This window comes from Streptomyces collinus (genome assembly GCF_031348265.1).
Lineage (GTDB): Bacteria > Actinomycetota > Actinomycetes > Streptomycetales > Streptomycetaceae > Streptomyces > Streptomyces collinus.
Genome location: NZ_CP133771.1, coordinates 8,793,370 through 8,816,445 on the forward strand (window position 1 = coordinate 8,793,370; position 23,076 = coordinate 8,816,445).

Annotated in this window: 21 protein-coding genes and 2 pseudogenes; 7 read left to right on the forward strand and 16 right to left on the reverse strand. The window is 69.2% G+C overall.

Features of this window, described 5'->3' with window-relative positions; all coding sequences use genetic code 11:
• Window positions 1–31 precede the first annotated feature (31 nt).
• Window positions 32–1,648, reverse strand: a complete 1,617-nt coding sequence (locus RFN52_RS39705; RefSeq protein ID WP_184853720.1) for a sodium/solute symporter — start codon at window positions 1,646–1,648, stop codon at window positions 32–34.
• Window positions 1,645–2,034, reverse strand: coding sequence for a DUF485 domain-containing protein (locus RFN52_RS39710; protein WP_311241192.1), 390 nt, complete (start codon window positions 2,032–2,034; stop codon window positions 1,645–1,647). Before RFN52_RS39710 ends, RFN52_RS39705 begins: the two co-directional genes overlap by 4 nt.
• Before the next feature lie 547 nt (window positions 2,035–2,581).
• On the opposite strand from RFN52_RS39710, the gene RFN52_RS39715 reads away from it, so the two are divergent.
• On the forward strand, window positions 2,582–3,625 hold the full coding sequence (locus tag RFN52_RS39715) for a catalase family protein (protein ID WP_229856925.1): 1,044 nt from the start codon (window positions 2,582–2,584) through the stop codon (window positions 3,623–3,625).
• Here the strand turns inward: RFN52_RS39715 and RFN52_RS39720 are convergent.
• From RFN52_RS39720 to RFN52_RS39760, 9 genes and pseudogenes are all read right to left on the reverse strand, one after another.
• Window positions 3,600–3,953: a zinc-binding dehydrogenase gene (locus RFN52_RS39720; protein WP_311241193.1), complete on the reverse strand. Its 354-nt coding sequence runs from the start codon at window positions 3,951–3,953 to the stop codon at window positions 3,600–3,602. The two genes, RFN52_RS39715 and RFN52_RS39720, sit on opposite strands and share 26 nt — an antisense overlap.
• A 380-nt stretch (window positions 3,954–4,333) precedes the next feature.
• The gene (locus tag RFN52_RS39725; RefSeq protein ID WP_184853723.1) at window positions 4,334–4,555 is read right to left on the reverse strand and encodes a hypothetical protein; all 222 of its coding nucleotides are present in this window, start codon (window positions 4,553–4,555) and stop codon (window positions 4,334–4,336) included.
• 1,021 nt (window positions 4,556–5,576) lie between these two features.
• Complete coding sequence (locus tag RFN52_RS39730; protein WP_184853724.1) at window positions 5,577–6,287, reverse strand: GntR family transcriptional regulator; 711 nt, start codon at window positions 6,285–6,287, stop codon at window positions 5,577–5,579.
• Window positions 6,288–6,398: 111 nt separating this feature from the next.
• The gene (locus tag RFN52_RS39735; protein WP_184853725.1) at window positions 6,399–6,536 is read right to left on the reverse strand and encodes a hypothetical protein; all 138 of its coding nucleotides are present in this window, start codon (window positions 6,534–6,536) and stop codon (window positions 6,399–6,401) included.
• A 24-nt stretch (window positions 6,537–6,560) separates the two neighbouring features.
• A complete protein-coding gene (locus RFN52_RS39740; RefSeq protein ID WP_184853726.1) occupies window positions 6,561–8,903 on the reverse strand; it encodes a collagenase in 2,343 nt (780 codons plus the stop codon).
• Between the two features lie 682 nt (window positions 8,904–9,585).
• A complete protein-coding gene (locus tag RFN52_RS39745; RefSeq protein WP_311241194.1) occupies window positions 9,586–9,759 on the reverse strand; it encodes an ATP-dependent DNA ligase in 174 nt (57 codons plus the stop codon).
• Window positions 9,738–10,804 (reverse strand): annotated as a pseudogene (locus RFN52_RS39750) (IS5 family transposase). Before RFN52_RS39750 ends, RFN52_RS39745 begins: the two are co-directional and overlap by 22 nt.
• Window positions 10,805–10,849: 45 nt before the next feature.
• The gene (locus RFN52_RS39755; protein WP_184853727.1) at window positions 10,850–11,170 is read right to left on the reverse strand and encodes a hypothetical protein; all 321 of its coding nucleotides are present in this window, start codon (window positions 11,168–11,170) and stop codon (window positions 10,850–10,852) included.
• A 106-nt stretch (window positions 11,171–11,276) separates the two neighbouring features.
• Window positions 11,277–11,444, reverse strand: a complete 168-nt coding sequence (locus RFN52_RS39760) for a hypothetical protein (protein WP_184853728.1) — start codon at window positions 11,442–11,444, stop codon at window positions 11,277–11,279.
• A gap of 338 nt (window positions 11,445–11,782) precedes the next feature.
• Between RFN52_RS39760 and RFN52_RS39765 the strand changes: the two genes are divergently transcribed.
• The 3 genes from RFN52_RS39765 (at window position 11,783) to RFN52_RS39775 (ending at window position 15,464) form a co-directional block, all read left to right on the forward strand.
• On the forward strand, window positions 11,783–12,346 hold the full coding sequence (locus tag RFN52_RS39765) for a hypothetical protein (RefSeq protein WP_311241195.1): 564 nt from the start codon (window positions 11,783–11,785) through the stop codon (window positions 12,344–12,346).
• Between the two features lie 455 nt (window positions 12,347–12,801).
• Window positions 12,802–13,227 (forward strand): aromatic-ring hydroxylase C-terminal domain-containing protein, encoded by a 426-nt coding sequence (locus RFN52_RS39770; protein WP_184853730.1) that lies wholly within the window; start codon window positions 12,802–12,804, stop codon window positions 13,225–13,227.
• Between the two features lie 86 nt (window positions 13,228–13,313).
• Window positions 13,314–15,464: an MMPL family transporter gene (locus tag RFN52_RS39775; RefSeq protein WP_184853731.1), complete on the forward strand. Its 2,151-nt coding sequence runs from the start codon at window positions 13,314–13,316 to the stop codon at window positions 15,462–15,464.
• A 205-nt stretch (window positions 15,465–15,669) separates the two neighbouring features.
• On the opposite strand, the gene RFN52_RS39780 is transcribed toward RFN52_RS39775, so the two are convergent.
• Window positions 15,670–17,121, reverse strand: a complete 1,452-nt coding sequence (locus tag RFN52_RS39780) for a HAMP domain-containing sensor histidine kinase (protein ID WP_184853732.1) — start codon at window positions 17,119–17,121, stop codon at window positions 15,670–15,672.
• Entirely contained in the window at window positions 17,118–17,810 is a 693-nt protein-coding gene (locus tag RFN52_RS39785) for a response regulator transcription factor (RefSeq protein WP_055713893.1), read from the reverse strand. Before RFN52_RS39785 ends, RFN52_RS39780 begins: the two co-directional genes overlap by 4 nt.
• Before the next feature lie 361 nt (window positions 17,811–18,171).
• On the opposite strand from RFN52_RS39785, the pseudogene RFN52_RS39790 reads away from it, so the two are divergent.
• Window positions 18,172–18,333: pseudogene (locus RFN52_RS39790) on the forward strand (ATP-binding protein); the annotation flags it as partial.
• Window positions 18,334–18,478: 145 nt separating this feature from the next.
• Window positions 18,479–18,823 carry an ANTAR domain-containing protein gene (locus RFN52_RS39795; RefSeq protein ID WP_184853733.1) on the forward strand — a complete coding sequence of 115 codons (345 nt, stop codon included), beginning with the start codon at window positions 18,479–18,481 and terminating at the stop codon, window positions 18,821–18,823.
• Window positions 18,824–19,077: 254 nt separating this feature from the next.
• On the opposite strand, the gene RFN52_RS39800 is transcribed toward RFN52_RS39795, so the two are convergent.
• The 3 genes from RFN52_RS39800 to RFN52_RS39810 form a co-directional block, all read right to left on the reverse strand.
• On the reverse strand, window positions 19,078–20,043 hold the full coding sequence (locus RFN52_RS39800) for an NAD(P)H-quinone oxidoreductase (protein ID WP_184854223.1): 966 nt from the start codon (window positions 20,041–20,043) through the stop codon (window positions 19,078–19,080).
• 289 nt (window positions 20,044–20,332) lie between these two features.
• Window positions 20,333–21,016, reverse strand: a complete 684-nt coding sequence (locus RFN52_RS39805) for a type 1 glutamine amidotransferase domain-containing protein (RefSeq protein WP_093868131.1) — start codon at window positions 21,014–21,016, stop codon at window positions 20,333–20,335.
• A 229-nt stretch (window positions 21,017–21,245) separates the two neighbouring features.
• On the reverse strand, window positions 21,246–21,941 hold the full coding sequence (locus tag RFN52_RS39810) for a type 1 glutamine amidotransferase domain-containing protein (protein WP_184853734.1): 696 nt from the start codon (window positions 21,939–21,941) through the stop codon (window positions 21,246–21,248).
• A 197-nt stretch (window positions 21,942–22,138) separates the two neighbouring features.
• On the opposite strand from RFN52_RS39810, the gene RFN52_RS39815 reads away from it, so the two are divergent.
• Window positions 22,139–23,047, forward strand: coding sequence for a LysR family transcriptional regulator (locus tag RFN52_RS39815; RefSeq protein WP_311241196.1), 909 nt, complete (start codon window positions 22,139–22,141; stop codon window positions 23,045–23,047).
• Window positions 23,048–23,076 lie beyond the last annotated feature (29 nt).

Sequence of the window (23,076 nt, forward strand, 5' to 3'; positions counted from 1 at the left end):
CCCCCTGGGGTCGGCCCCCCCCGCGTCGTGGTTACTCGGCTGCCGCGAGCAGCCGTGCCTCGCCCTCCTCGTACAGGCGCCGGTGCTCACGGCTGTCGGCGGCGCGACGCCGGTGGTCGAGGCGGCTGCCCAGCCAGCCCGCGAGGTAGCCGAACGGAATGGAGACCAGTCCGGTGGTCTGCATGGGGAACAGGTCGAAGTCGGCATGCGGGAAGACGGCGGACGGCGTGCCCGAGACGGCCTTTGAGAAGACCATGAGCAGCAGGGCGCTGGCCACGCCGCCGTAGAGGGTGGCGAGCAGGCCGGTGCGCGTGAACCCTCGCCAGAACAGGGAGTAGGTGAGCGCGGGCGCCACCGCCGACGCTCCTATGCAGACGGCCAGAGTGGTCAGCACGCCGACGTCCCAGTTCTGCACCGTGGTGGCGAGCCCGATGGCGACGATCCCCACGACCACGCTCGTCCACGCCGCCACCGTCATCTCGGTACGCGGCTCGGCCCGCCCTCGCCGCACCGCATGGGCGAACAGGTCGTGGGCGAGTGACGAGGCCGCTGCCAGGGTCATCCCCGCGACCGACGACAGCAGGGTGATGAACACCATGCCCGCCACGGCCGAGTAGAGCATCGTCGCGCCTGCGGAGCCGGGGGCCCCGCCGAGCACCTGGGACAGCATGAGCAGCGACGTTCTGCCGTGAGGATCGGCCGCGGTGATGTGCTGCGATCCCAGCAGGGCCGCCGCGCCCGTACCCATGATGATCACGAGCAGGCAGAACGTGGTGACCGTGCCCACCGCCCATGACATGGAGCGACGCACGGCCGGTACGCCCTGAGCGGAGTACAGGCGCATCGTGATGTGGGGCAGGCAGGCCACCCCGAGGATGATGGTGATCTGGAAACTGAGGAAGTCCAGCCGGCCACCGGCCGAAGTGCCTAGCTGCAGGCCCTGGTGGAGGTAGGCGGGCCCCGCGCCGCTGCCGTGTTGGGCGGCTCTGAGGATGGCGCCGGGGCTCCAGTCGAAGCGGTTCAATACGAGAGCGGCGACGACGATGCTGGTGCCGAGGAGGAGCACGATCTTGATCATCTGGATGAGCGCGGTGCCCCTCATGCCGCCGATCGCCGCATAAATGATCATCAGAGTGCCGACGATGACGATGGATGCCGTCCTGGCGCCCGCAGCGTGCGGGATGTTCAGGATGAAGGTGAGCAGCGATCCGGCTCCCGAGAGCTGGACGACCAGGAAGGGCAGGGTCGCCGAGAGCGTCACCAGGCAGGCCGCGATACGCACGGCCCGCCCGGGCATGTTGCGGGCCAGGACGTCGCCCATGGTGAACCTGCCGGCGTTGCGCAGGGGTTCCGCCAGCAGGAACATCAGCAGCACCAGGGACAGGGCGGTACTGACCGCGAGGACATAGCCGTCGTACCCGGTGAGCGCAATGATGCCGGTCGTGCTCAGCACCGTGGCCGCGGAGATGTAGTCGCCCGCGATCGCCAGGCCGTTCTTGAGCGGGGTGAGCGACAGGTAGCCGGTGTAGAAGTTCGCCAGGTCGTCGCGGTCCGGTCCTGCCATCACACACATCAACAGCGTGACGGTGACCAGCGTTGTGAACAGAACCAGGACGATGGCCTGCGTCCCGGAACCGGAGGTGGTCATCTCGCCGCCCCCGTGTTCCGGCCGACGGGGACCGCCCGCTCCCTGACGGCGCGGGCCAGCGGATCCACCGAACGTTGTGCGCTGCGTCCGTACCAGGAGACGGCCGCGAAGGTGACGACGAGTTGGAGGACTCCCAAGGCCATGCCCAGACTCAGTTCTCCGGTGATCTTGGAACCCATCAGGTCGGGCGCGTAGCAGGACAGCACGACGTACACCACGAAGGAGCCGAGCGCGGTGAGCGTGGAGATCCGCCGGAGCAGGCGGTAGGCCGAGCGGAGGGCGCTGAGGCCGTCGTCGTGCCGATGAGTCTCGTGCGCGTGGGCGGCGTCCCAGGGGGCGTGCCACCCGTACGAGTCGTACAGCGGGGAGTCGTGGCCGTACGACACCGGCCACGAACCTTGCCCCCCGTACGTCTCGTGTCCGGAGGGGATCCCAGGGGGTTCGGGCTGCGGCGGCGGCCATCCCGCAGGTGCTGATGGTGGGTACCGGTTCTCGTCGGCGTACGTCATCGCCTGGCCTTCCACTACGGTTCGGATCCGTGCGGTGAACAGAGGAGAGTGCTTCAGGCGGCGCACCATACCGACTGGTTGGGATGTCCGTAAGTCTGCCGTGGGTCACGTTTCGGGATTGATGTGGTTTCTGGACGGAGATCGGCCGACGGGCCAGGCCCGGGCCTACCCGCCGCGGGCGCCACCAGGGGGCGTGCCCTCGAACCGCAGGCCTCGCGTGCGTCGGCCCTGCGAGTGTGGCTCCTCTCGCATGCTTCGCTCGTCGGCGTGTGATTCATCACAGCTAGTTATGTTGTGCACAATTTAATTGCTGGCTAGCTTCTGAGGTCAACGACTCATCACGGGAGGCAGCACCATGGATCCTGTCCACTATGAGGATTACCGTCCCGCTGAACGACCGACCTATCAGCAGGAGTTGGACGCAGTGGTCGCACAGGTGGCGCAGCGCACCGGCGCCTCGGTCGAGCGCGAGGCCGTCGGTCGCGCCGTCCGCACCGCCCACGGGAAGACGTACGGCCTTCTCAGGGCAACGGTTACCGTCGGTGACAACCCGGGCTTCCACGGACAGGGCATCTTCGCCCGGCCCGCCGAGTACGACGCCGTCGTCCGCTACTCCAACGGCCTGGGCCACCAGCGTCCCGACCACCAGCTGGGCGCGGCATGTGGGATGGGCGTCAAGATGTTCGGTGTCCCCGGCCCCACACTGCTGGCAGACGAACCGGACACCGGTACCTTCGACCTCAACCTGATCAACAATGAGGTCTTCTTCGCGAACACCGCCTACGACTACATGGTCATCGAGGAGTTGTTCGCGGAACTGCCCGAGGGCCTGGCCAACCCCTCCCGCCGCAAGACCTGGATGGCGGAGTTCCTGACCCGCCGGGGTGCGCTCACCGATCCCGACGGCTGGCTGTGGGACGAGCTGTTCGCCATGCTCTCGTTCACGACCGTCCCGCGCAGGAACCTCTTGTCGTACACCTACAACAGCATGGGTGCCTTCCGGTACGGCGATCACATCGCCAAGATCCGCACCGTGCCGACGGCAGAGTCCCTGGCTGCGCTGACGCACCAGATCGTGGACGTGCACGCGGACAACGAGGCGTTCCGCCGCACCCTGGTTGCCGAGGCCGCTGAGCGCGACCACTCGTTCGAACTCCAGGTGCAGCTCAACACCGATCTGGCTCGCATGCCGGTGGACAACACCTCCGTGAAGTGGCCCGAAGAGTTGTCCCCTTGGGTGACCGTCGCCCGTGTGGACCTCCCGCGTCAGGACATCGGCGGGGACGACAACCTGGCGGCCGCCGACGCCACGTCGATCACACCGTGGCGCTCACGAGAGGAGCACCGGCCCATCGGCGAGATCCAGCGGGTGCGGCAGGAGGTGTACCGGCGCTCGTCCATCGAGCGGCACCGCATCAATGGACAGCAGCGGAGCGAACCGGTCAGCAGCGCACAACTGCTCGGCTGAGCCGCGTCCCCCGGACTGCGGAATCCTCGCCGTCGGTTGCGGGCGGCGAGGGGCAGTGGTTGACGAGTTCGATGGTGGCGTCCGAGCCCACGGCCTCCACCACGGCCTCCGGTCCGCGTCCGCCGGTCATTTCCCGTATGGCGGAGCGTGCGCCGTCGCCCTCGACCGACTCGACACCCAGGGTGGCGGCGAGGGCGGGGCGCTCCGCGACCAGGCCCGTGCCCAGCACCCGCACGGCGCCCCTCGCGCAGGCGGGCCGGGCGGCCATGGCGCCGGCCGGCCCGAGGCCCGATGACCAGGACGGTCTCACCGGGGCTACCCGGGTCATGACATCTCACCGTAGAAGGGCGGGCAACTGTCACCACGAGGCGAGGCTTCGAGCAGGCCCGGTAGTACGCAGGACCCTCGTGCCACGACACCACCTCACTCGTGTCGGCCTCCGCGACCGTATGCAGCTTCGTCCAGGGCCTATCCGCCAGCGCCTGGCGCAGTACCGCCCGCCCGTGGTGCGGATCCTGGCAGGCAACCGCCAACGACAGCGTCCGCAGCGTCGCCGGCCTTCCCACGCCCTGATGCCGCAGCAGATTGGCATGCAGCATCGGAATGGCCCGCACCAACTGCAGCCCGAATCGAGCTGCCTTGCGGCTCCCAGGCGAGAACCACCACAGCAACTGCTCTCAATCCGCCGCCCGCAGCCCCGCGCCGGCGTCAGCACCCCGCGTGCCACCAGCGCCCCGGCCGGAGTCTGCCGCGCCGCGCTGCCGCCAGCTCGGCGGACTGCGGCCGCAGCCGGACAAGCTCCGCATGGATGCGGACCACGGCCGCATCCAGATGGACCACCACATGCGTGGCGTACTCCAGGATCAGCTGCTTCAGCTCACCCGTCGCCCTCAGACCCAAATTGAACCGATCGGCCGGCTGAGCCAGCATGTCCGCCCGGCCTATGCCCCGTCGAGATAGTCGTGCTCGACGAACACCTGCCCCGCCAGCTCCGACAGAGCAGCCTCGTACGACTGATCGCCGTGCATGGCGGCCAGCGCCTGCTGGCCTGGACAGCCCGTCCATGGGGATCTCCCGCGGCACGAGACCATCGCTGGCCGGCTGTGTCCACAGGCGCTGCATCTGCCGCCCCCGCGGCGTCGCGCTGTAACGCCAGCGGGCCCCGTTCAGCTCGTGCCACCGCTCGACTGCCGAGTCCGGCCGGCCTGAGACGGCGAGGAAGGTGTCGCTGAGCACATGCAGCCGCGCGGTCACCGTAGCAAGAGGCAGTTCCGTCCCTTCTGCGGGAGCGCCGCACAAGCCTCCGCCGGGGGCAGATGGTCGACCGACTGCTCGAGCACCTCCATGATCGCCAGGTACTGCCCGCGCAGCGGACTGAGCACATAGCCCACCACCCGACAGGCAGCCCTGCAATGAAGTCTGAAAGAGCGGATCCTCGGGGCGGCGTCTCCCCTTGCAGGAACCGCTAAACCGCTGGTCGTGGCTGGCGACGAGACGACGCAGGTCTGCCTCGGTTCATCACCACTGAGCTCAAGGGTGACCTGATGCGGCTCACCCGTCATGCGCAACAGTCTGGCGAGGGCGTCGAACCCGCAGGCGTACTCGTCGGGCATCTCCCTGGAGGTCGTACATGTAGCAGTCGTGATCGAAGAGGATCACGGGGCCTATCGGTGTAGTCACTCGTGGAGTATGGCGCAACCTGCACGTCAGATACGTGCCACAGCAATCCTGAGTCCTACGTTTACGCGCCAAACGAGATGACGTCTAAAGGGATGCAGGAGAGAAAAAGTCTGCTCGACCACTAGCGGAGCTTTGCCGAGGTCCTTGATGTTCGGGGCACCCTTGCGGGCATGATCGGGCGGCGGCACCGTTATCCAGCTGGGCCCAAGTCCGCTTCCCGGGGACGAACCGAGGCCCGGCCAAGGGGCCGGGCCTCAACAACTGTTCAGGTTCAGCGGCGGACACCCAAGGTGCGCTTCGGGCGCGGCTCGACGGGTTCGTCCCGCGCCTGGGCCCACAGCGAACGCACATGGCCGAGGTGACGGCTCATGCACGCCTCCGCCGACGCCGCATCGCCCGCCACCATCAGGTCGAGCAGCTCCAGGTGCTCCTCGGCGGAGGCCACCAGCATGCCGCGCTCGTCCAGGCCGGTTAGCCCGTACAGGCGGGAGCGCTTGCGCAGGTCGCCGACGGTCTCGACCAGCCGGTCGTTCCCGGCGAGGCCGAGCAGGGAGAGGTGGAAGCGCCGGTCGGCCTCCAGGTACCCGATCAGGTCGTGTTCGCGCGCCCGGGTCACGATCTCCTCTGCGACGGGGCGCAGTCGCTCCAGCGCCTCGCTCGGGGCGGTACGGGTCACCCGGCCGATGGTCGGCACCTCGATCAGGGCGCGCAGTTCGGTGTACTGGTCCAGGTCCCGTTCGCTCACCTCGGTGATCCGGAAGCCCTTGTTGCGGACCGGTTCGACCAGCCCCTCGCGGGCGAGGTCCAGCATCGCCTCGCGCACCGGTGTGGCGGAGATGCCGAAATCCGCCGCGAGGCCGGGCGCCGAGTAGACCTGACCGGAGCGCAGTTCACCTGCGATCAGGGCCGCACGCAACGCGTGGGCGACCTGGTCGCGCAGCCGCTCCTGCGCCGTGATCAGATTGCGCTTCAGGGCGCCCATGGCCGTGCCTCCGAGAATCCGCGGAGGTCAAGCGTACAATGTCACGTTGCGCAACTTCCCCCGGTCCGGCGATGGGCCGGGCGGGTGAGCCCGGCCGACGGCCGGGGCCGGTCACGGCAGGAAGCCGTGCGCCAGCTCGTCGTCCGGATCGAGGACGAAGCGGTGCTCCCCCCCGTCCGGTACGCGCTCCTCTCTCCCGCCCCGGCCGGGCTCGGGCTCGCCGTGGACGGTGCCGGACTGCCCTGCCAAGGGGCGGGGACTTCCCAGGTGGCCTCAACTCCGCAGCGGGCCTTCGCAGGTGTACGGGGCGGTCCCGCTCCGCCCGTCGCTCCAGATCGCCACCTCGCCGAAGGAGCAGTTCATGTCGGCGAGGTTGGTGGAGGCCGCGCCGGCACGGTCGAGGATGAAGCCGTCCACCGTCTCGGACATGTCCTTGAAGACCAGGTCGGGGCTGGCCGCGTCGGTGAGTCGCGCCGTGATGCGACCGGCGCACACGAAGCGCCGCTTGCCGGGGTCGCCGTTCTCGGCGCACGACGGGTCCAGGTACGTCGCCGAGGCGAACGAGGCCCGCACGGCGTCCAGGGACGCGTCCCGCAGCTGGTCGTTGGGCGTGTAGGTGGTGTTCGGCACGAAGAGGTCGTCCACCTTGGCGATCTGCGCGTCCAGGAAGGCGTCGTACCCCCGCTGGAGCGCCGCGTCCCCGCCCAGCCGGGTGCGCCAGGCGTCGAACGCGGCCGGGTCATTGGCCCGCAGGTGCCGGTACATCTCCCGGAGCAGCGCGGGCCGCTCGGTCCACAGGTACTCGAAGAAGGTGCCCGCGTAGCTGTAGAAGCGGAAGCCGTCGCCGTCGTACGTGGCGTGCAGCAGCTGGTCCACGGTCATGCGGGGGCTGCTGTCGGCCGTGTCGTTGATGACCGACCGGACCAGGGACTTGCGCACGGCGACACCGTCGTCGCGCGTCGCCCCGTCGAAGAACTCGGCGCTCCCCTCGTCCATCGCGGTGGTGCGGTCGCCCTGGTACCACGGGCCCTCACCGAAGTAGCCGGGCACGGCGAAGCGGCCGTTGAGGTAGTGCACGTACTCGTGGCGGAACAGCTCCTCCAGCGTGAGCGAGGAGTCCTGCGGCACACGGCGCTGGTAGGTGTAGAAGGTGGCGCCGCGCTCGATGTAGATGCCGCCGTTGTCGGTGCCCATGCCGGTGAGGACGGGGTGGTAGTTCTCGTAGTCGGCGCGTGAGGCGTACAGCACGACGCTGAGGACGCCATTGGTGTCGCCGGTGAGCGGCTGTTCGGAGCCGAGCACCCGGTGGAACTGCGCCTTGACCTGCTTGCTCGCGTAATAGAGCTGGTCGACGGTGGCGCGGTCCAGTCCGGTGCGGACGCGGATCGCTCCCTTGTCGTAGGTGTACGTGTGGGGGAAGATGATCCGCTCGATGTCCTCCTTGCACACGGCGTACTGCTTGCACGCCTCGTAGAAGTTCAACCAGGAGACGACCTTCGCCCACGGTGCGCTGCCCCGGCTCCAGTTGGTCTGCGTGGCGGGGAGCACGCTGCTCCCGAGGTCGCGCACGAGCGCAGCGCGCAGGGGGGCGATCTGGCCGAAGCGTCCGTACTCGCCGAGGGCGTCGCGGACGACCCACTCGTTGGGCGTGCCCTTGAGGTGGGTGTGGCCGGCGAAGGCCTTGAAGGCGGCGCGGTACGCATTGTCCCGGGTCGCCAGGGTGTGGAAGGCGGTGTCGCGGTTGCCCGGGTAGATGCCGAGGTAGTTGACGGACAGCGCGGCGAGGGTTGCACCGCCCCAGGCCGGGTCCGCGTAGGTCGTGGTGTGGTACCGGTCCATGGTGGCCAGTACCTTCTTGATGAGGCCGAGCTGGCTGTGCCGCAGTCCGGGGGCGCTGCCGGCGTACAGCGCCTCACGCAGTGTCTCCGCGTTGGTGCGCGTGGCGTCGAAGGTGCGGGCGGCGGTGCCGAAGTAGTAGATGGCCCGGCGGACGGCCTCGGTGGTGGGGGGGTCGGTGATGTCGATCTCGTCGCGGCTGAAGTCGTGGTAAGCCACGGCGTGGAGATAGGTGAACATCTCCAGCAGGTGCGTGCCGTTGCGCCCGTCGTGGGTGGCCGCCAGCCTGACGGCGCGGTGACTGACCGCCTGGACGTGTGCGTCCGTCATGACCCGAGCGAGGCGGGCGTCCCATGTCCAGATCAGGCCGGACAGACAGCCGTCGGCAGTGACGGCCGGGTCGGCGAGGAAGTCGGCGAACCGCTCCGGCCCGAGGCCGCTGATGCCGTCGAGCGTACACGGCACGCCCGCGGAGGTGTAGGGCGTGGTCGTTTGCGCGGCCGCCGTCCCGGCGGCGGCCTGCTGCCGGCCAGGTATCCGGCCCGCGGCCCGCTCGCCGGGGGCGGGGGCGGGCTGTACGGCCCGGCGGGGCGCGCGGGCCAGCCGCTCGACCTCGTCGTGGGGATTCGCGGGGGCCGCGGCCGACGGCGCGGCACGGAAGGTGGGCGGGATGGCAGGCCCGTCGTGCGCGGCCGGGGCGGCCGGCGCCGCCGTGGCGAGAACGGCCGCCGACACTGCGGTGGCGAGGAGAGAAGCACGCACAGATCTGTGCTGGAACACCAGGGACTCCCGAGGTGGGGGTGAATGGAGGGCTGGCTCGGCGGTGGCCGATGCACGGCGAACGGCGGTGCGCAGCGGGCCTGTTGAGCTGTGCGTGCGGCCCGCGATGTGCCGGTACCATAGTAATGTGATATTGCACTGACAAGCCCCGTGCACATGTGAGTGCGCGTCACCGTCCCGCGGCTGCCCCCCCGATTCCAGGAGCAGCGATGCCCTCCTCTCGCGCACCCCTCACCACCGGAAGTCACGACCGTGCCGGTCCCGTCGAGTTGACGGCATCGATGCGGGCAGGTTGGGCGCCGACGCCCGACGATGTCCCGATCGCCGCCCACGCCGTCACGCCCGGCCGCCGGGCCCGGCTCTCCGCTCTCTTCCCCGGCGAGCGGCTCCTCGCGCCCGCCGGTGCCGGCCAGGCCCCGGAGGGCACGGCATCGCGCTGTACGAGGCCGCAGTCTTCCCGCTCATCCCTGACGGAGTGAAGGAAGAAGAACAACAGGCCTTGACGCCTCGTCGCCTACGACGGCCTGCCCCGTACGGTTCGGGTGTCGGCTGCCGCGGCGCTGGAGGCCATCGATGAGGGTCAGGACGCCGAACGTGCCCGGGCAGCGGTCAAGGCGCTGACGCTCGCGGTCTACGACTGCCGCGTCGATCGCTGACGCACCCAGCTGGCCGAGACCGGGCGTCAGCGCGGCGGCACCGTCCAGCGGGGGGCGTCGGCGGGGGAGCGGTCGGGGCGGGCACGGTGCAGGCGTGGGGGGCGCCACCGGACGGAGGCATCTCGGGCGACGTCGACGCCGACTTCCACGACCAGCTCGGGTTCCACCAGCGTGACGTTCAGCGTGTCCGGCTGCCCCACCCGGCGGAGAACGACCAGTTCGTCCACGGATGACCGCGCCGGGCCGGGGCGAGTAGCCCGGCGACCGTGGCGCTCGCCGCCCGGGCGAGGGTCGTGGTGCGGCCGGTGTACTGCAGGCGGCCGTGGTCGTCGTATCTGCCGAGCAGCAGACCGCTGGGAGCGGACAGAGGGCCGGTGACCGCGCCGACGATCGCCTCGGTGGTCTCTCGCACTTGGAGGTCCTGACAAAGGCGTTGAACGTGGCGTTGGGTGATCAGGCAGACGGCGAGGCCGAGGAAGGCTTCGTGGATGTCGTCGCGTCGTTCCCGGCGGATGCGCAGGCGGCGGAAGCCGTGGAGCCAGGAGATGGTGCGTTCGACGACCCAGCGGAAGGTGCCCAGGCCGGTGCCGTGTGGCTGGCCGCGTTCGGCGATCGCCGGGCGGATGCCTCGTTCGCGCAGGAGACGGCGGTAGTTGTCGTGGTCGTAGCCGCGATCCGCGAAGAGCGTGTCGGGCCGTCGACGGGGTCGTCCGACGGTGCCGGCCACGGCTGGGATCTTGTCGACCAAGGGCAGAAGTTGAGTGGCGTCGTTGCGGTTTCCGCCAGTCAGCGAGACCGCGAGCGGGATGCCCTGGCCGTCGGTGATGACGTGGTGCTTACTGCCCGGCCGTGCGCGGTCGACTGGGCTGGGCCCGCTTTTGGGCCCCGGCGTGCGGCCCGGACGTGGGGCGAGTCGATCACCGCCCTCGACCAGTCCAGCTGGTTCTTCGAGCGCAGTTTCTTCAGCAGGAGCGCGTGCAGCTGGTCCCAGACGCCGGCCTCGTTCCAGGCCGCCAGACGCCGCCAGCAGGTCATGCCGGAGCCGAAGCCCAGCTCTTGGGGCAGGTACTCCCATTGGATGCCGGTATGCAGCACGAACAGGATGCCGCACAACGCCTGCCGGTCCGGCACCCTCGGCCGGCCTTCGGCCTTCTTCGGCCCTGACTCGGGCAGCAACGGCTCGATCAGCGACCACAGTTCATCCGAGACGATCCACGGTCGCGACTGTCTCTTCCCCACGTCCACATCAACGATCCAGCGGGCCGGCAGTCACATGATCAACAGCTTTTGTTAGAGCCAGTAAGCGCCCACGGCGGCGAACACCAGCTCGGGCAGGCGCTCGCCGTACTCCTGGAAGTATGCGACAACTTCGGCCTCACTGGACTCAGGCATCGACGGGAACACTGCGCCCGCGGCGGTAAGGGCCGCATCGAGGGCCGAGTTCTGCCCGGTGCCGGAGCCGAAGTCAGCCCGGTAGGCCCAGGCATCGGGTGCATGGATGATCACGGCCGGAGGACTGAAACGGTTGGCCGTCAGACAGAGGACCTCCTGGCCCTCGCAGGGCAGCATCGGCTCGACCTTGCCCTGGTAGCCAGTCGCCCAGGTCGACATGCCCCAGTCCTTCAGCACGTACGTCCACTCACCGCACGTGCCGTACATGGCGCGGTTGAGATGAGGGGAGGGCTGGCCCGGCTGCCCGGCCGGCGTACGCAGCTCCCTACCCGGAGTGCGCGGCTAACTCATCGAGGTCGGCGCCCAGATTGATGAGGAACTCGTCCGTCTCCACGCCTCGGGCCAAGGTCAGCGAGATACCGCCAAGCATGCCGGGCAGGACCGATGAAGGGGTGTGGTGGTGTGCGCCTATCCACGCAATGCCGTCACTCATGGCGGTCAGGCTATCGGCCAGTCTTGGCCGCGACGTGGTACCGGCCGGGCACGGAACGCCAGCACCCTCGTGGACAGCTTTTCGCCGAGACCGGCCTGGCCATCAGACCCACCTGAGTAACGAGACGACACCGCGAGTTCAGTCTCGGTAACGCGGCGCCGGACCGCCCGTGGCGCGCGTCTTGCACCTCTGCCCGGTGAGCGCGATGGAAGACTGGGTTCCGACGACCGGCCAGCCGAGTAGCCGGCGGGGCGGCCGATTCTCCTCGACTCTTTGAACCGGACAGGACCTCGCCGTTGCGCCTCTACGCCCAGACTCCCGCACGCCGGAACCGCCAGATGCTCGTGGACCTGACCGCCGTGGCCCTGATCGCTACCACGGTGTGGGTGGCCTTCTTCGTCCGGGACACGATCATGCTGTTGGCCGAGCCGGGGCAAAAGGTTGAGAGCTCCGGACACGGCCTCGCCGAGGACCTCGGTAACGCTGGGGACGCGGCGTCGAACGTACCGTTCGTCGGCGATGTCCTGAAGAAGCCGCTCCAATCCGCGGCCGACGCCAGCGCCGGTTTCGCGGATGCCGGCGCATCGTTTCAGGAGACCGTCACTCAAGTCGCCAATGTGACCACCACGGCTCTTATTGTCGTCTTGGTGCTCCTGATCCTGGTGCTGTGGCTGCCCCCGCGTCTGCTCTGGATTCGTCGCAGCTTGATCGTCCGTCGCCTCGCCGACGCGCCGGGCGGGGCCGACCTGCTCGCCCTGCGTACTCTCGCCGGTCCGCCGGCCGATCTCGTCAAGTTGCCGACCCCGCCCGGCGGTTTCGCCGACGCCTGGCGCCGGGGTGACCAGGAGGTCATCGCCATCCTCAGCGCGGCCGCCCTCGCACACACGGGCCTGCTCCCCTGAGGGACGCCTCCGAGCAGGTCCTTCCGTCGGCAAGCGCCGGGCGGGGCCGACGCGCCGAGACAGGTCGTATCATCGCTGCGGCGGACGATGTCGAGGACGACTCCGAGGTGCTGGGTGGTCCAGCCAGTGAGGCGGCCGGTGTAGCCGCCGTCGGCCCAGACCCGCGACAGCGGAGCGAGCAGGTTCCACTCGCCGTTCCTCCAGCGCCAGATGATCACCCGCCGACCCGCCGCACCCGGCCACAGCGGCCTCCAGACCCTCATGAGCCCACGGTGCGGGGTTGGCGAAGCGGAACTCCTTGCCGTGCTTCGGCGGTCGCCCGCCCTGGGGACAGGCCAGGGCGTACTCCTTGATCGAGGGCTTCGGCAGCCGCATCACCCGGTCGCTGCGGATCCGCCCCACCAGCCCGACAGGAGCCCTGATGCGACCCGGCCCGCAGGAGGGCGCTGTGGGAGATGTTCTCCGACCTGATGGACCTCGACGACGCCCACCGGTACGTCGCCGACCCGCTCGCCGGCATGGACGCCTGGTACGACCTGGGCGACGACCACCGGTTCGTCGCCACCCTGTGCCCGGACATGAAGTTGACGCTAGAGCGGCCCGACCCGGACGTCGTCACCACGGTGAACCGGTCGGCGGACCTGCTGCGTGAGGGGTGTGGGCCCCTGCTCGACCTCGTCGACCGCGTGGAGGCCCGCGACGCCGCGGCCGCGTGGAGCGGACGGGTCAACACCGGCACCGCCCGCACGGGCCGGGTGGACGTCGATGCGTTGCTCATCCGGCCCGACGGCCTCGTCGCCCGGGCCTTGCCCACCGGGCAGGACCTCGACGCCACCACGCTGGTGCGTGCGCTGGGCACATGGTTCGGCCGACCGGTCTGAGCACCGCATTAACAGTCGTCTCAGGTTCGCTCCGTAGGAAGTCGGCATCCAGATAAGCGATGCAACCCGTATGTAGGAGGCTAGTGATGGCAGTCGACGCAGCGCCGTCCGGGGGAGCGCCGGGGGGCCGGTTGGCGGGCCGGTGGGTGCCGTGGTTGGTGATTGGTTTGTGGTTGGTGCTGGCGGCGTTCATGGTGCCGCTGAGCGGAAAGTTGAGTTCGGTCACCACCGACAGCGCCGTGGACACCCTGCCGGCCGGTGCCGAGTCCACCAAGGTGGCAGCGCTGGACGACCGTCTCCCCGGCGGTGAGGACAGCACGTTCGTCTTCGTGTACCACCGGGCCGGCGGCATGACCGACGCCGACCGCGCGACGGTCGAGCGCCACTACGACACCCTTGCCAAGCGGTACCCGCCGAAGGCGACGGCTGCGGCCGACGAGGACGACGAGGGCTCACCGACGAGCCTCTCCACCGACCGCAAAGCAATGACGTTCACCCTCGAGGTGAGCACGGCCTACGGCCCACCGGAGGAGATCGTCGGCCCGTTGCGTGACGCCGCGAAGGACCGCCCCTCCGGTCTGGAACTGGACGTGACCGGCCCGGGCGCGATCGACGGCGACATGGATGCCGTCTTCGACGGCATCGACGTGCAGGTCCTCCTCACCACCATCGTCGTCGTTACGCTCCTGCTGATCCTCACCTACCGCAGCCCGGTGTTGTGGATCATCCCGCTGGTGGCCGTCGGCGCGGCCGCACTGACCTCGATGGGGACCGTCTACCTGCTCGTCAAGGGCTTCGGCATCGTGGTCAACGACCAGAACTCGGCGCTGCTGACGATCCTGGTGTTCGGCGTCGGCACGGACTACGCGCTGTTGCTCATCGCTCGATACCGGGAGGCACTGCACCACCATGAGAACGTCCGGGTCGCGATGGTTCAAGCGCTACGCGGCGCGGCGCCGGCCATCGTCGCGTCCGCGGCCACCGTGGTCGCCGGCCTGCTCTGCCTGCTCGTCGCGGACCTGAACAGCACCAGCGGGTTGGGTCCGATCGGTGCGGCCGGCATCCTGTGCGCGCTGGTGGCCATGCTGACGCTGTTCCCGGCGGTGCTCGTGGTGCTCGGCAGGCGGATCTTCTGGCCGGCCATCCCGCGGTTCAGCACGGCCGGGGTGGAGAAGCCGGGGCTGTGGGGACGGCTCGGCACCGCAATCAGCCGCCGCCGGTGGTTGGCGACGCTCGGCTCGCTCGGAGTCCTCGGCGTGCTCGCCCTCGGGCTGGCGGGCAACACCGGCGCCCTGCGGGAGCAGGACCAGTTCCTGTCCGCGCCGGAGTCGGTCACCGGCTTCACCGTTCTCCGCCAGCACTTCCCGGAGCTCGGCGGCCAGCCGATGGAGATATTCACGCGGCCGGCGCACCAGGAGCGGGTGCTCGACGTCGTCAAGGACACTCGCGGTGTGGCCCTGGCCATCCCGGAGCAGACCAGCGGTGGCTGGGCCAACATCTCCGTGTTCCCGAAGGACGCGCCGGACACCGCCGCGGAGTACGACACGATCAAGCGGGTGCGCACCGCCGTGCACGCGGTGAGCGGGGCGGAGGCGATCGTCGGCGGGCCGAGTGCGGAGAACCTCGACACCGAGGTGACCACCAAGCGCGACGAGAAGCTGGTGATCCCGCTGGTGCTCGCCGTCGTCCTGATCGTCCTCGGACTGCTGCTGCGCGCGATCCTGGCCCCGCTGGTCCTGATGTCCACCGTCATCGTCTCATTCGCCGCAGCCTTCGGCGGCAGCGTGTTCGTCTTCGACACGATCCTCGGGTTCAAGGGCATCGACTATTCGGTGCCGCTGCTGGCATTCCTGTTCCTGGTGGCGCTCGGCGTCGACTACAACATCTTCCTGACCAGCCGGGCCCGGGAGGAGACCGTGCGTTTCGGCACCAGAGAGGGCATGCTCAAAGCCCTCTCGGCCACCGGTGGCGTCATCACCTCGGCAGGCCTGGTCCTGGCGGCCACGTTCGGGGTCCTCGTCACACTTCCGCTGGTGATGCTGGTCGAGGTCGGGTTCCTGGTGGCCTTCGGCGTGCTGCTCGACGCCCTGCTGGTGCGGTCGGTCCTGGTGCCCGCCCTCACCTTGCTGATCGGCCGCCGGATGTGGTGGCCGAGCCGGCTGTCCCGTCCAGGGGCAAAGCTGCCGGACGGTCAACAGCCGCTCGCCGACGAGGAGGAGCCCGCGCTGCAGCGGTGAGCGCGGCGGCACGGACGAGATCCGGGACGGGGACCCAGGCCCGTCCCGGATCTTTGATGGGGCTCGACGGCCGCCGCCCTTTGGTCCTACGCCGTGCGGCCGGGGCTGGGGTCGCGCACCGCGGTGTCCTGCCTTGACGGTGAGCCGCGCGGGGCCATGCCCGAGGGCCGCCGTCCCTTGTCCCGCGCCGCGCTGCCGGGGCGGGTCAACACGCCGCGATGTCCTCCCCGGTGGTGAGCCGCGCGGGCGGGGCGGGCGGGGCCGCGGCCGGAAGGTCGATGCGAAGCAGCGCACCACCGCGTGCGGAGCGGGCGACGCTGGCCCGGCCGCCGTGGGCGTCGACGACCCGCTGCACGATCGACAGCCCCAGACCGGATCCCGGCAACGCCCGGGCGCTGTCGGCACGGTAGAACCGGTCGAACACCCGCGGTACGTCGGCGGCGTCGATGCCCGGCCCGGCGTCGTCGACCTCGAGCACCACCCACGCGTCCTCGGCACGGAGCCGGACCTGGACCGGCTGGTCCGCGGGGGACCACTTGCCGGCGTTGTCGATGAGGTTGAGCACCGCCCGCTCGAGCGCAGCGGGACGCCCGCTCACCCACACGGAGGTCACGTCGAGCGCGACCTCGACGTCGGGCGTGCGGGAACGTGCCCGGGTCGCGGCGGCCGCCGCCACGTCGGCGAGGTCGAGCAGCTCGGTGTTCTCGTCGCTGACGTCACCGCGCGCCAGGTCGGTCAGCTCGGCGACAAGGGTGCTCAACTCGGCCACCTGGGCGCCGAGATCGGTCAGCAGCCGGGTCCGGCTCTCCGCCGGCAGTGCGCTGTCCAGGGTGCCGCGCCGATCGAGCCGGATCAGCAGCTCGACGTTGAGGCGCAGGCTGGTGAGCGGGGTCTTGAGCTCGTGGGCGGCGTCCTCGGCGAGCAGCCGCTGGGCCCGCCGGGAGTCCCGGAGCGCGGCGAGCATGTCGTTGATCGACTGGATCAGCCGCCGGATCTCCCCACCGCCCTCATCCGGGATGCCGGCGTCGAGATCCCGGGTGTGCGCGACATGTACCGCGGCGGCGGTCAGCCGGTCGATCGGTGCCAGCCCGGTCCGCGCCACGGTCCGCCCGACAAGGACGCCGCCCACCACGCAGAACAGCCCGATCAGCAGCATGCCGAACCCGAACTGGTTGATCGGGCTGTCGTCGGCGACCTGGGCCACCTGGACCGCGCCGTCGCCCGCCCGCAGCGTGTAGATGAGGTAGCCGTCCTCGTCGCTGTCGTCCGACTCCATCAGGTTGGCCGACGCGCCCTGCGCCACGCGCCCGGCGTGCTCGCTGACGGGGGGCAGCGCGGGTTGGCCGGCCGGCGTCCGGGTCGAGCCGTCGGGCAGGATGACCCGCACCAGCCGACCGGATCCGGGATACGGCGGTAGCTGGACCTGCGCCAGACCGGCGCGCTGCGCGTTCGTCGCCAGGACGCGGGAGTCGGCGCGCAGCTGATTCTTGGCGCTGTCTTGCAGCTCCCAGCCCAGTAGTTGGCTGGCCACCTGGAAGGCCACAAACACGCTGACCGCGATGGCCGTCGCCGCGATCACCGTCAGCCTGCTCCGCAGGGACCGCCGGCGCCACCATCGGGTCAGCCGGCGCGGTTCCCGGCTGGCGGGCCTGCTCACGGAGGAGTCTCCCGCAACGTGTATCCCAGGCCGCGCAGCGTGTAGATCAATCGCGGCTCGCCCTCGGCCTCCATCTTGCGGCGCAGGTAGCTCACGTATACCTGGAGGTTGTTGGCGGTGGCGCTCATGTCGAAGCCCCAGATCGCCTCGAACAGCGCGTCGCGGGTCAAGACCCGGGTCGCGTTGCTCATGAGGACCTTTAGGAGGGAGAACTCGGTCCGGGTCAGGCGCAGCGGCCGCCCGCCCCGCCACGCCTCGAACCTGTCGGGATCGAGCCGGACGTCGGCGAACGACAGGATCTGCGACTCCCCGTCGGTCGGCGTGCGCCGGCGCAGCAGGGCCCGCACCCGGGCCAGCAACTCCTCGGTGGCGAACGGCTTGGGCAGGTAGTCGTCGGCGCCCGCGTCCAGCCCCGTGACCCGGTCGGAGACCTGGTCACGGGCGGTCAGCATCAGCACCGGCAGATCCCGACCCGCGGCCCGCAACCGCCGGCAGGTCTCCAACCCGCCGAGGCGAGGCATCATCACGTCGAGGATCAGCAGATCCAGCGTGTCGCCGTCGGCCCCAACGACCCCGTCGAGCACGGCGAAACCGTTGGCGACGGTGCTGGTGTCGTAACCCTCGACCTGGAGCACCCGCTCCAGCGACTCACGGATGGCCGCTTCATCATCCGCGATCATGATCCGCACGCCGGCTCGCCCCCTTCCAGTCGATGTTTTTGCCGCTCATTGTCCCCGATCAACCTGAGGCCAGGATTAGAGCGTCGCTGGGGACCGCGCTCTCAGTGCGTAGTGGCAAAGCGGATCTCGTTCGAAGCCTGCGGTGCGGGTGATCATTCGGACAGAGATGCCGGTGTGCTCGTAGGCATGAAGAAACGGGCCCCTTGGTAATGACGTGGTTGTTGAGGCCAGTCACGAGCAAGGAGACCCGTTGTCTGACGAGTTGACCATCTCTGCCGTGCCCGCGTCCACTGCGGTCACTCCTGGGTGTGACTGCTACGTGCACCGGTTCGGTTCGATCGCTCCGGGACGGCGGGCGCGGTGCTATCCCCAGGCCGCGGACGCGGGCCGGGTGGGCCAGCACGGGCTGGAGATCGTAATGGCGGTGTGCCGCAGCATCGAGATCCGCCGCGAGCCGGTCGGCAAGCGGATCAGGGCTGCGATCGTGCTGGCTGATGATCCCGGCGGCGATCCGGCAGGCCGCCTGCTGTGAGAAGGCAGCCACGCCAGGCCGGCCGGCGTGAGGCCGGGCTGACGGTGTGCCCGTGCTGATGTTGTCGGCTGGTGAAGATCACACGTCTTGACCCCGCGGTCGCGGGCAGGCGTTTAGGGAGATCCTGTCCCCGACGGAGTTGGTGATGACGACCTCCCGCACGCAGCAGCCCCTGCCCGAGGGAAGGGGCGAGGCCTCGCCCACTCAGCTGGAGCAGGAGAACGACCAGCTACGCCGCGCGGTCGCCTCTCATGCGACGGTCGACCAGGCCATCGGCGTCCTCATCGCGGTCCACCGGATTGCGCCGGCGGCCGGGTTCGAGGTGCTGCGCGAGGTTTCCCAGCAGACCAACCATAAGCTGCATTCCGTCGCACAGTCGGTGATCGGCTGGGCGTTGGGGGACCCACTGCCGCGCCTTGTGGGCAAGGAGCTGGATGCGGCCGTGCAGCGGCGCTCGCGCCGAGGCCACGACTCAGGCCAGGCCGGATAGCGCTCAGAAGCCGTATCTCTATCGGTCATCAGGACAATTGGGATCGAACAACGGCCCAGGTCGGGTGATCTCGGCCGGGTGGCTGGCACGAGAACAGAGCCCCTGGGAAGCTCGGGGTCGCGCCGCCACTCGAGTGTCAGGAGTCCCTGTTGTTCCAGTCCCGTGTGCCGGTCCCCGCTCCGTCCAAAGCTCCCGCTTGGCGCGGTGCGATCGCCTCGCGCACCGGTTCGGGGTCGGTCGGCCGACTCTTGGAGTCATGCCGCGTCGGGGTTGAGTAGGACGATTTTGCCGATGTGGTGGGCGTCCAGGATGCGATGGGCTTCTGCGGTTTGGTCCATGGGCAGGGTCCGGTCGATGACGACCTGCACCGTTCCGTTCTCGATCAATGGCCATACATGTTCCTGGACTTCGGCCACGATGGCTGCCTTCTGTCCAGCTTGGCGGGAGCGCAGGGTGGTGCCGTGCACGGATGCACGCCTGGCGAGGAGTTCGACGAGGTTGAGTTCGGCCGTCAGGCCGTTCTGCAGCCCGATGACGACCAAGCGCCCGTCGAGGGCCAGGGAGTGGATGTTGCGCGGAAGGTAGTCGCCGCCGATGACGTCGAGGATCACGTCGTAGGGGCCGTGCTCGGCGAAGTCCTCGGTGCGGTAGTTGATCGCGAGGTCGGCGCCGAGTTCTCGGACCCTGGCAGCCTGCTCGGGGCCGCCGACGGTGGTGACGACGCGGGCACCGTGGGCCTTGGCGATCTGAATGGCTGTCGTGCCGATGCCGCCGGCTCCGCCGTGCATGAGGAAGGTCTCGCCTGGCTTCAGCCCACCGGTCATGAAGACGTTGGACCACACCGTTGCGGTGGCTTCCGGCAACGCTGCCGCCTGGACCAGGCTGACGCCCTTGGGCACCGTGAGCAGCTGCCCTTCAGGGACAGCGACCTTCTGCGCGTATCCGCCTCCGGTCAGCAGTGCGCACACCTCGTCGTCGGGCTGCCAACGCGTCACACCCTCGCCGAGAGCGCTGATCCGTCCGGAGACCCCCAGGCCCGGGTAAGGTGACGCTCCCTCCGGAACCGGGTACAGCCCCAGCCGCTGTGCCACATCGGCCCGATTGACGGCGCTGGCAACGACGTCGATGACCACTTCACCCCTCGCGGGGACGGGGTCCTCCACATCGATCCACTGCAGGACTTCCGGCCCACCAGGTTCCTTGATCGAAACTGCTTTCAAGACATTCCTCCGAGCGCGCCGCCTGACGAACGGCACATACGCCGGTCCGACGTTGTGAAAATGCGAGTGAGAGGGCACGCCCGGCAGGCTCACGCTGGTCCGGGGCCGCCGCAGAAACTCCGCCCGAGCCTGCCTGTCCAGCCCGCGCACTGGAAACTGACGAGCCCAGGACCCGGACAGCCCTGAGCTCGAAGAACAAGCCACCTGTCACCGACAAGACGCGAGCAGAACCGTCAAACGCCCAGAGACACTTCCCGAGCAGGACCGGTCCGGCCGATGCGGATCAAGGTCAAAGTTGGCGCAGCGTCTCGATGATCTTTGCCGTGACGACCTTGGTGGAAACGGGGTTCTGTCCCGTCACGAGCCTGCCGTCAGCGGTGGCGAAGGGGGTCATCGGGATGGTGGCCTTGACATAGTTCGCGCCCCGCTTGCGGAATTCGTCCTCCACCAGGAACGGCACCCGGCTCTTCACCATGGCGACTCGCTCCTCCGCGGTGGAGAACCCGGTGACCGTGCGGCCCTCGACGAGCAGGGAGCCGTCGGAGAGCGTGATGTTCAGCAGTCCGCAGGCACCATGGCAGACCGAGGAGACCACGCCGCCGTTCTCATAGATATCCCGCGCGACCTGCTGAAGCGCGGCACTGCCGGGGAAGTCCCACATGACGCCATGCCCGCCCGTGTAGAAGATCGCTGCATACTCGGCCGGGTCGACGTCGGCCGCCTTCCTGGTGTGGTCCAGGCTCGACATGAACGCGCGATCGTTCATGTACTTGCGAACCTCTTTGTCGGCCAATCTGACGCTTCGCGGATCCAGCGGTACCTGCCCCCCTTCCGGACTGACGATGTCGACCTCGAATCCAGCCTGGCGGACTCGGTCGTAGAAGTGAACCAGCTCTGCGATCCACAGCCCGGTCCGGTGGGGGTTCGTTCCGTAGGTCGACTGGTTGGTGACCACGGCGAGGATCTTGCTCATCTGTGTGCCTCCGGCGGTGAGGCAGGGCTGTGGCGGCTGCCCGGATCACGAGCTTTTTTCATGGCCACGACCTGCGAAAGAAGAGTGAGACGGCTTGTGAGGAGTCGGCCGCCTCAGTCGCCGTTGTCATAGGTGCCGATGTCGTCCCCGTGCCTCACTGCGCCCGTACGGGCCGGCTGGCGAAAGCAGCGTCTGGTGCCCCTCCCAGGCGCAAGCGGATATGCGAGGTTCAGGCCAGCTTCTTGAGGATTTCGGCTGCGGCGGGTCCGGCGGAGGCGGGGTTCTGGCCGGTGATCAGGTTGCGGTCGACGACCACGTTCGGGGCCCATGGCTCGCCCTCCTGGTAGTCCGCGCCGATCTCGACCAGACGGTCCTGGAGCAGCCACTTGGCATTGGCCGCAAGGCCCGTCTGGGTCTCCTCGGCGTTGCTGAAACCGGTGAGCCGATAGCCGGCGAAGGCGTTGCCGCCGTCGGCCGTGGTGGCGGCGAGCAGGGCGGCCGGTGCGTGGCAGACCACGCCGAGCGGCTTGCCCGAGGCGAGGGCATGGATGAGGAGCCTGCCGGAGGTGGCGTCGACGGCCAGGTCCTCCATCGGGCCGTGGCCACCGGGGTAGAAGACGACGGCGTAGTCGGCGAGGTCGACGTCCTCCAGCCTGATGGGGTGCTGAATCTCGTCGATCGCGGCGAGGGCGTCCGCCACCTTCTTCGCCCCCACCTCTCCGCCGTTGAACTGCGGCGCCAGGCTGCCCTGGTCCAGAGGCGGTACGACGCCGCCGGGTGTGGCGACGACGATCTCGTGGCCGGCGGCCGTGAACGCCTGGTACGGGGCCACGACCTCCTCGGCCCAGAAGCCGGTCGGGCGCTTGGTGCCGTCCGCCAGCGTCCAGTGGTCGGCGCCGGTCATCACAAAAAGGATCTTCGACATGGTGTGGTGGTCTCCGAGAGCTGGGGGTTCACGCTTTGACGTTTCGACTTCAGAACGTCAGCGCTCCTACCTTCGAAACTAAAGCCGCCGAAGAAATCGCGCCAATGAAGGCATCGATACCAGGTATCGACGAACCGATGCCCTGCACGGGGACGAATGGCAGGTGGCTGCCGTGCGTACCTCGTAGGCTCGACGCCGTGAGCGATCAGGACACTCATGGGTTCGGTCCGCTGGACCTGAACCTGTTGCGCACCTTCCTTGCCGTGCACCGCCTGGGGTCCTTCACCGCCGCTGCACGTCGGCTGGGGCTGTCGCAGTCCACCGTGACCACGCAGATCCGGGCGCTGGAGAACCGTCTGGGCCGTGAACTGTTCGAACGCCGGGCGCACGGTGTCACCTCGCTGCCCCACGCGGACGAACTTGCCACGCGACTGTCAGGCCCCCTGGATCAGTTGGCCGACATCACCGGCGAGGAGCCGAGCAGCACCGCGGGACCGGTGCACCTGGCCGGGCCCGCAGAGTTCATGAGTACCCTCGGCCTTCAGACGCTGGCTCCGCTGGTCGCGCAGGGCGTCCGGCTGCGGGTGGCCATCGGACTGACCGAACCGCTGCTCGAGGAAATGCGGGCCGGACGCCACGACCTCGTCGTCGCCACCCGCCGGCCCCGGGGCCGGACGCTGCAGGCCGAACTCCTCGCCGACGAGGAGTTCGTCCTGGTTGCTGCCCCCGTCTGGGCCGAACAGCTCATGGGACAGGAACTGCCTACTGCCCTGGAAAGCCTGCCCATGATCGCCTACGCCGAGGACCTGCCCATCGCCCGCCGCTACTGGCGCCACGCCTTCGACCGCCGCCTGCACGTCCAGGCCGCGATCACCATCCCCGACCTGCGCAGCGTCCTCACCGCCCTCACGGCAGGCGCCGGCTGGAGCGTCGTGCCCAGCTACCTCTGCCGGACCGAACTCGCCTCCGGCGCCCTCCGGCTACTGCACCAGCCGGAGGACCCCCCGATCAACACTGCCTACCTCGTCCAACGCCCAGGCAGTTCCATCAATCCTCACGTCACGCTCGTCCGTGAGCATCTGCTCGCCGCTGCGAAGACCTGGTGAGTCCAAGCCGGTATCCCGAGGTCATGTCG

Bases quoted from the DNA above. Each gene is read 5' to 3' on its own strand.
- RFN52_RS39720 (WP_311241193.1), bottom strand. From the start codon at position 3,953: ATGACCCGGGTAGCCCCGGTGAGACCGTCCTGGTCATCGGGCCTCGGG.
- RFN52_RS39795 (WP_184853733.1), top strand. From the start codon at position 18,479: ATGACGACCTCCCGCACGCAGCAGCCCCTGCCCGAGGGAAGGGGCGAG.
- RFN52_RS39730 (WP_184853724.1), bottom strand. From the start codon at position 6,287: ATGGGCGCCCTGAAGCGCAATCTGATCACGGCGCAGGAGCGGCTGCGC.
- RFN52_RS39805 (WP_093868131.1), bottom strand. From the start codon at position 21,016: ATGAGCAAGATCCTCGCCGTGGTCACCAACCAGTCGACCTACGGAACG.
- RFN52_RS39770 (WP_184853730.1), top strand. From the start codon at position 12,802: ATGTTCTCCGACCTGATGGACCTCGACGACGCCCACCGGTACGTCGCC.
- RFN52_RS39810 (WP_184853734.1), bottom strand. From the start codon at position 21,941: ATGTCGAAGATCCTTTTTGTGATGACCGGCGCCGACCACTGGACGCTG.
- RFN52_RS39760 (WP_184853728.1), bottom strand. From the start codon at position 11,444: ATGAGTGACGGCATTGCGTGGATAGGCGCACACCACCACACCCCTTCA.
- RFN52_RS39725 (WP_184853723.1), bottom strand. From the start codon at position 4,555: ATGCTGGCTCAGCCGGCCGATCGGTTCAATTTGGGTCTGAGGGCGACG.
- RFN52_RS39705 (WP_184853720.1), bottom strand. From the start codon at position 1,648: ATGACCACCTCCGGTTCCGGGACGCAGGCCATCGTCCTGGTTCTGTTC.
- RFN52_RS39765 (WP_311241195.1), top strand. From the start codon at position 11,783: ATGCTCGTGGACCTGACCGCCGTGGCCCTGATCGCTACCACGGTGTGG.
- RFN52_RS39755 (WP_184853727.1), bottom strand. From the start codon at position 11,170: ATGTCGACCTGGGCGACTGGCTACCAGGGCAAGGTCGAGCCGATGCTG.
- RFN52_RS39775 (WP_184853731.1), top strand. From the start codon at position 13,314: ATGGCAGTCGACGCAGCGCCGTCCGGGGGAGCGCCGGGGGGCCGGTTG.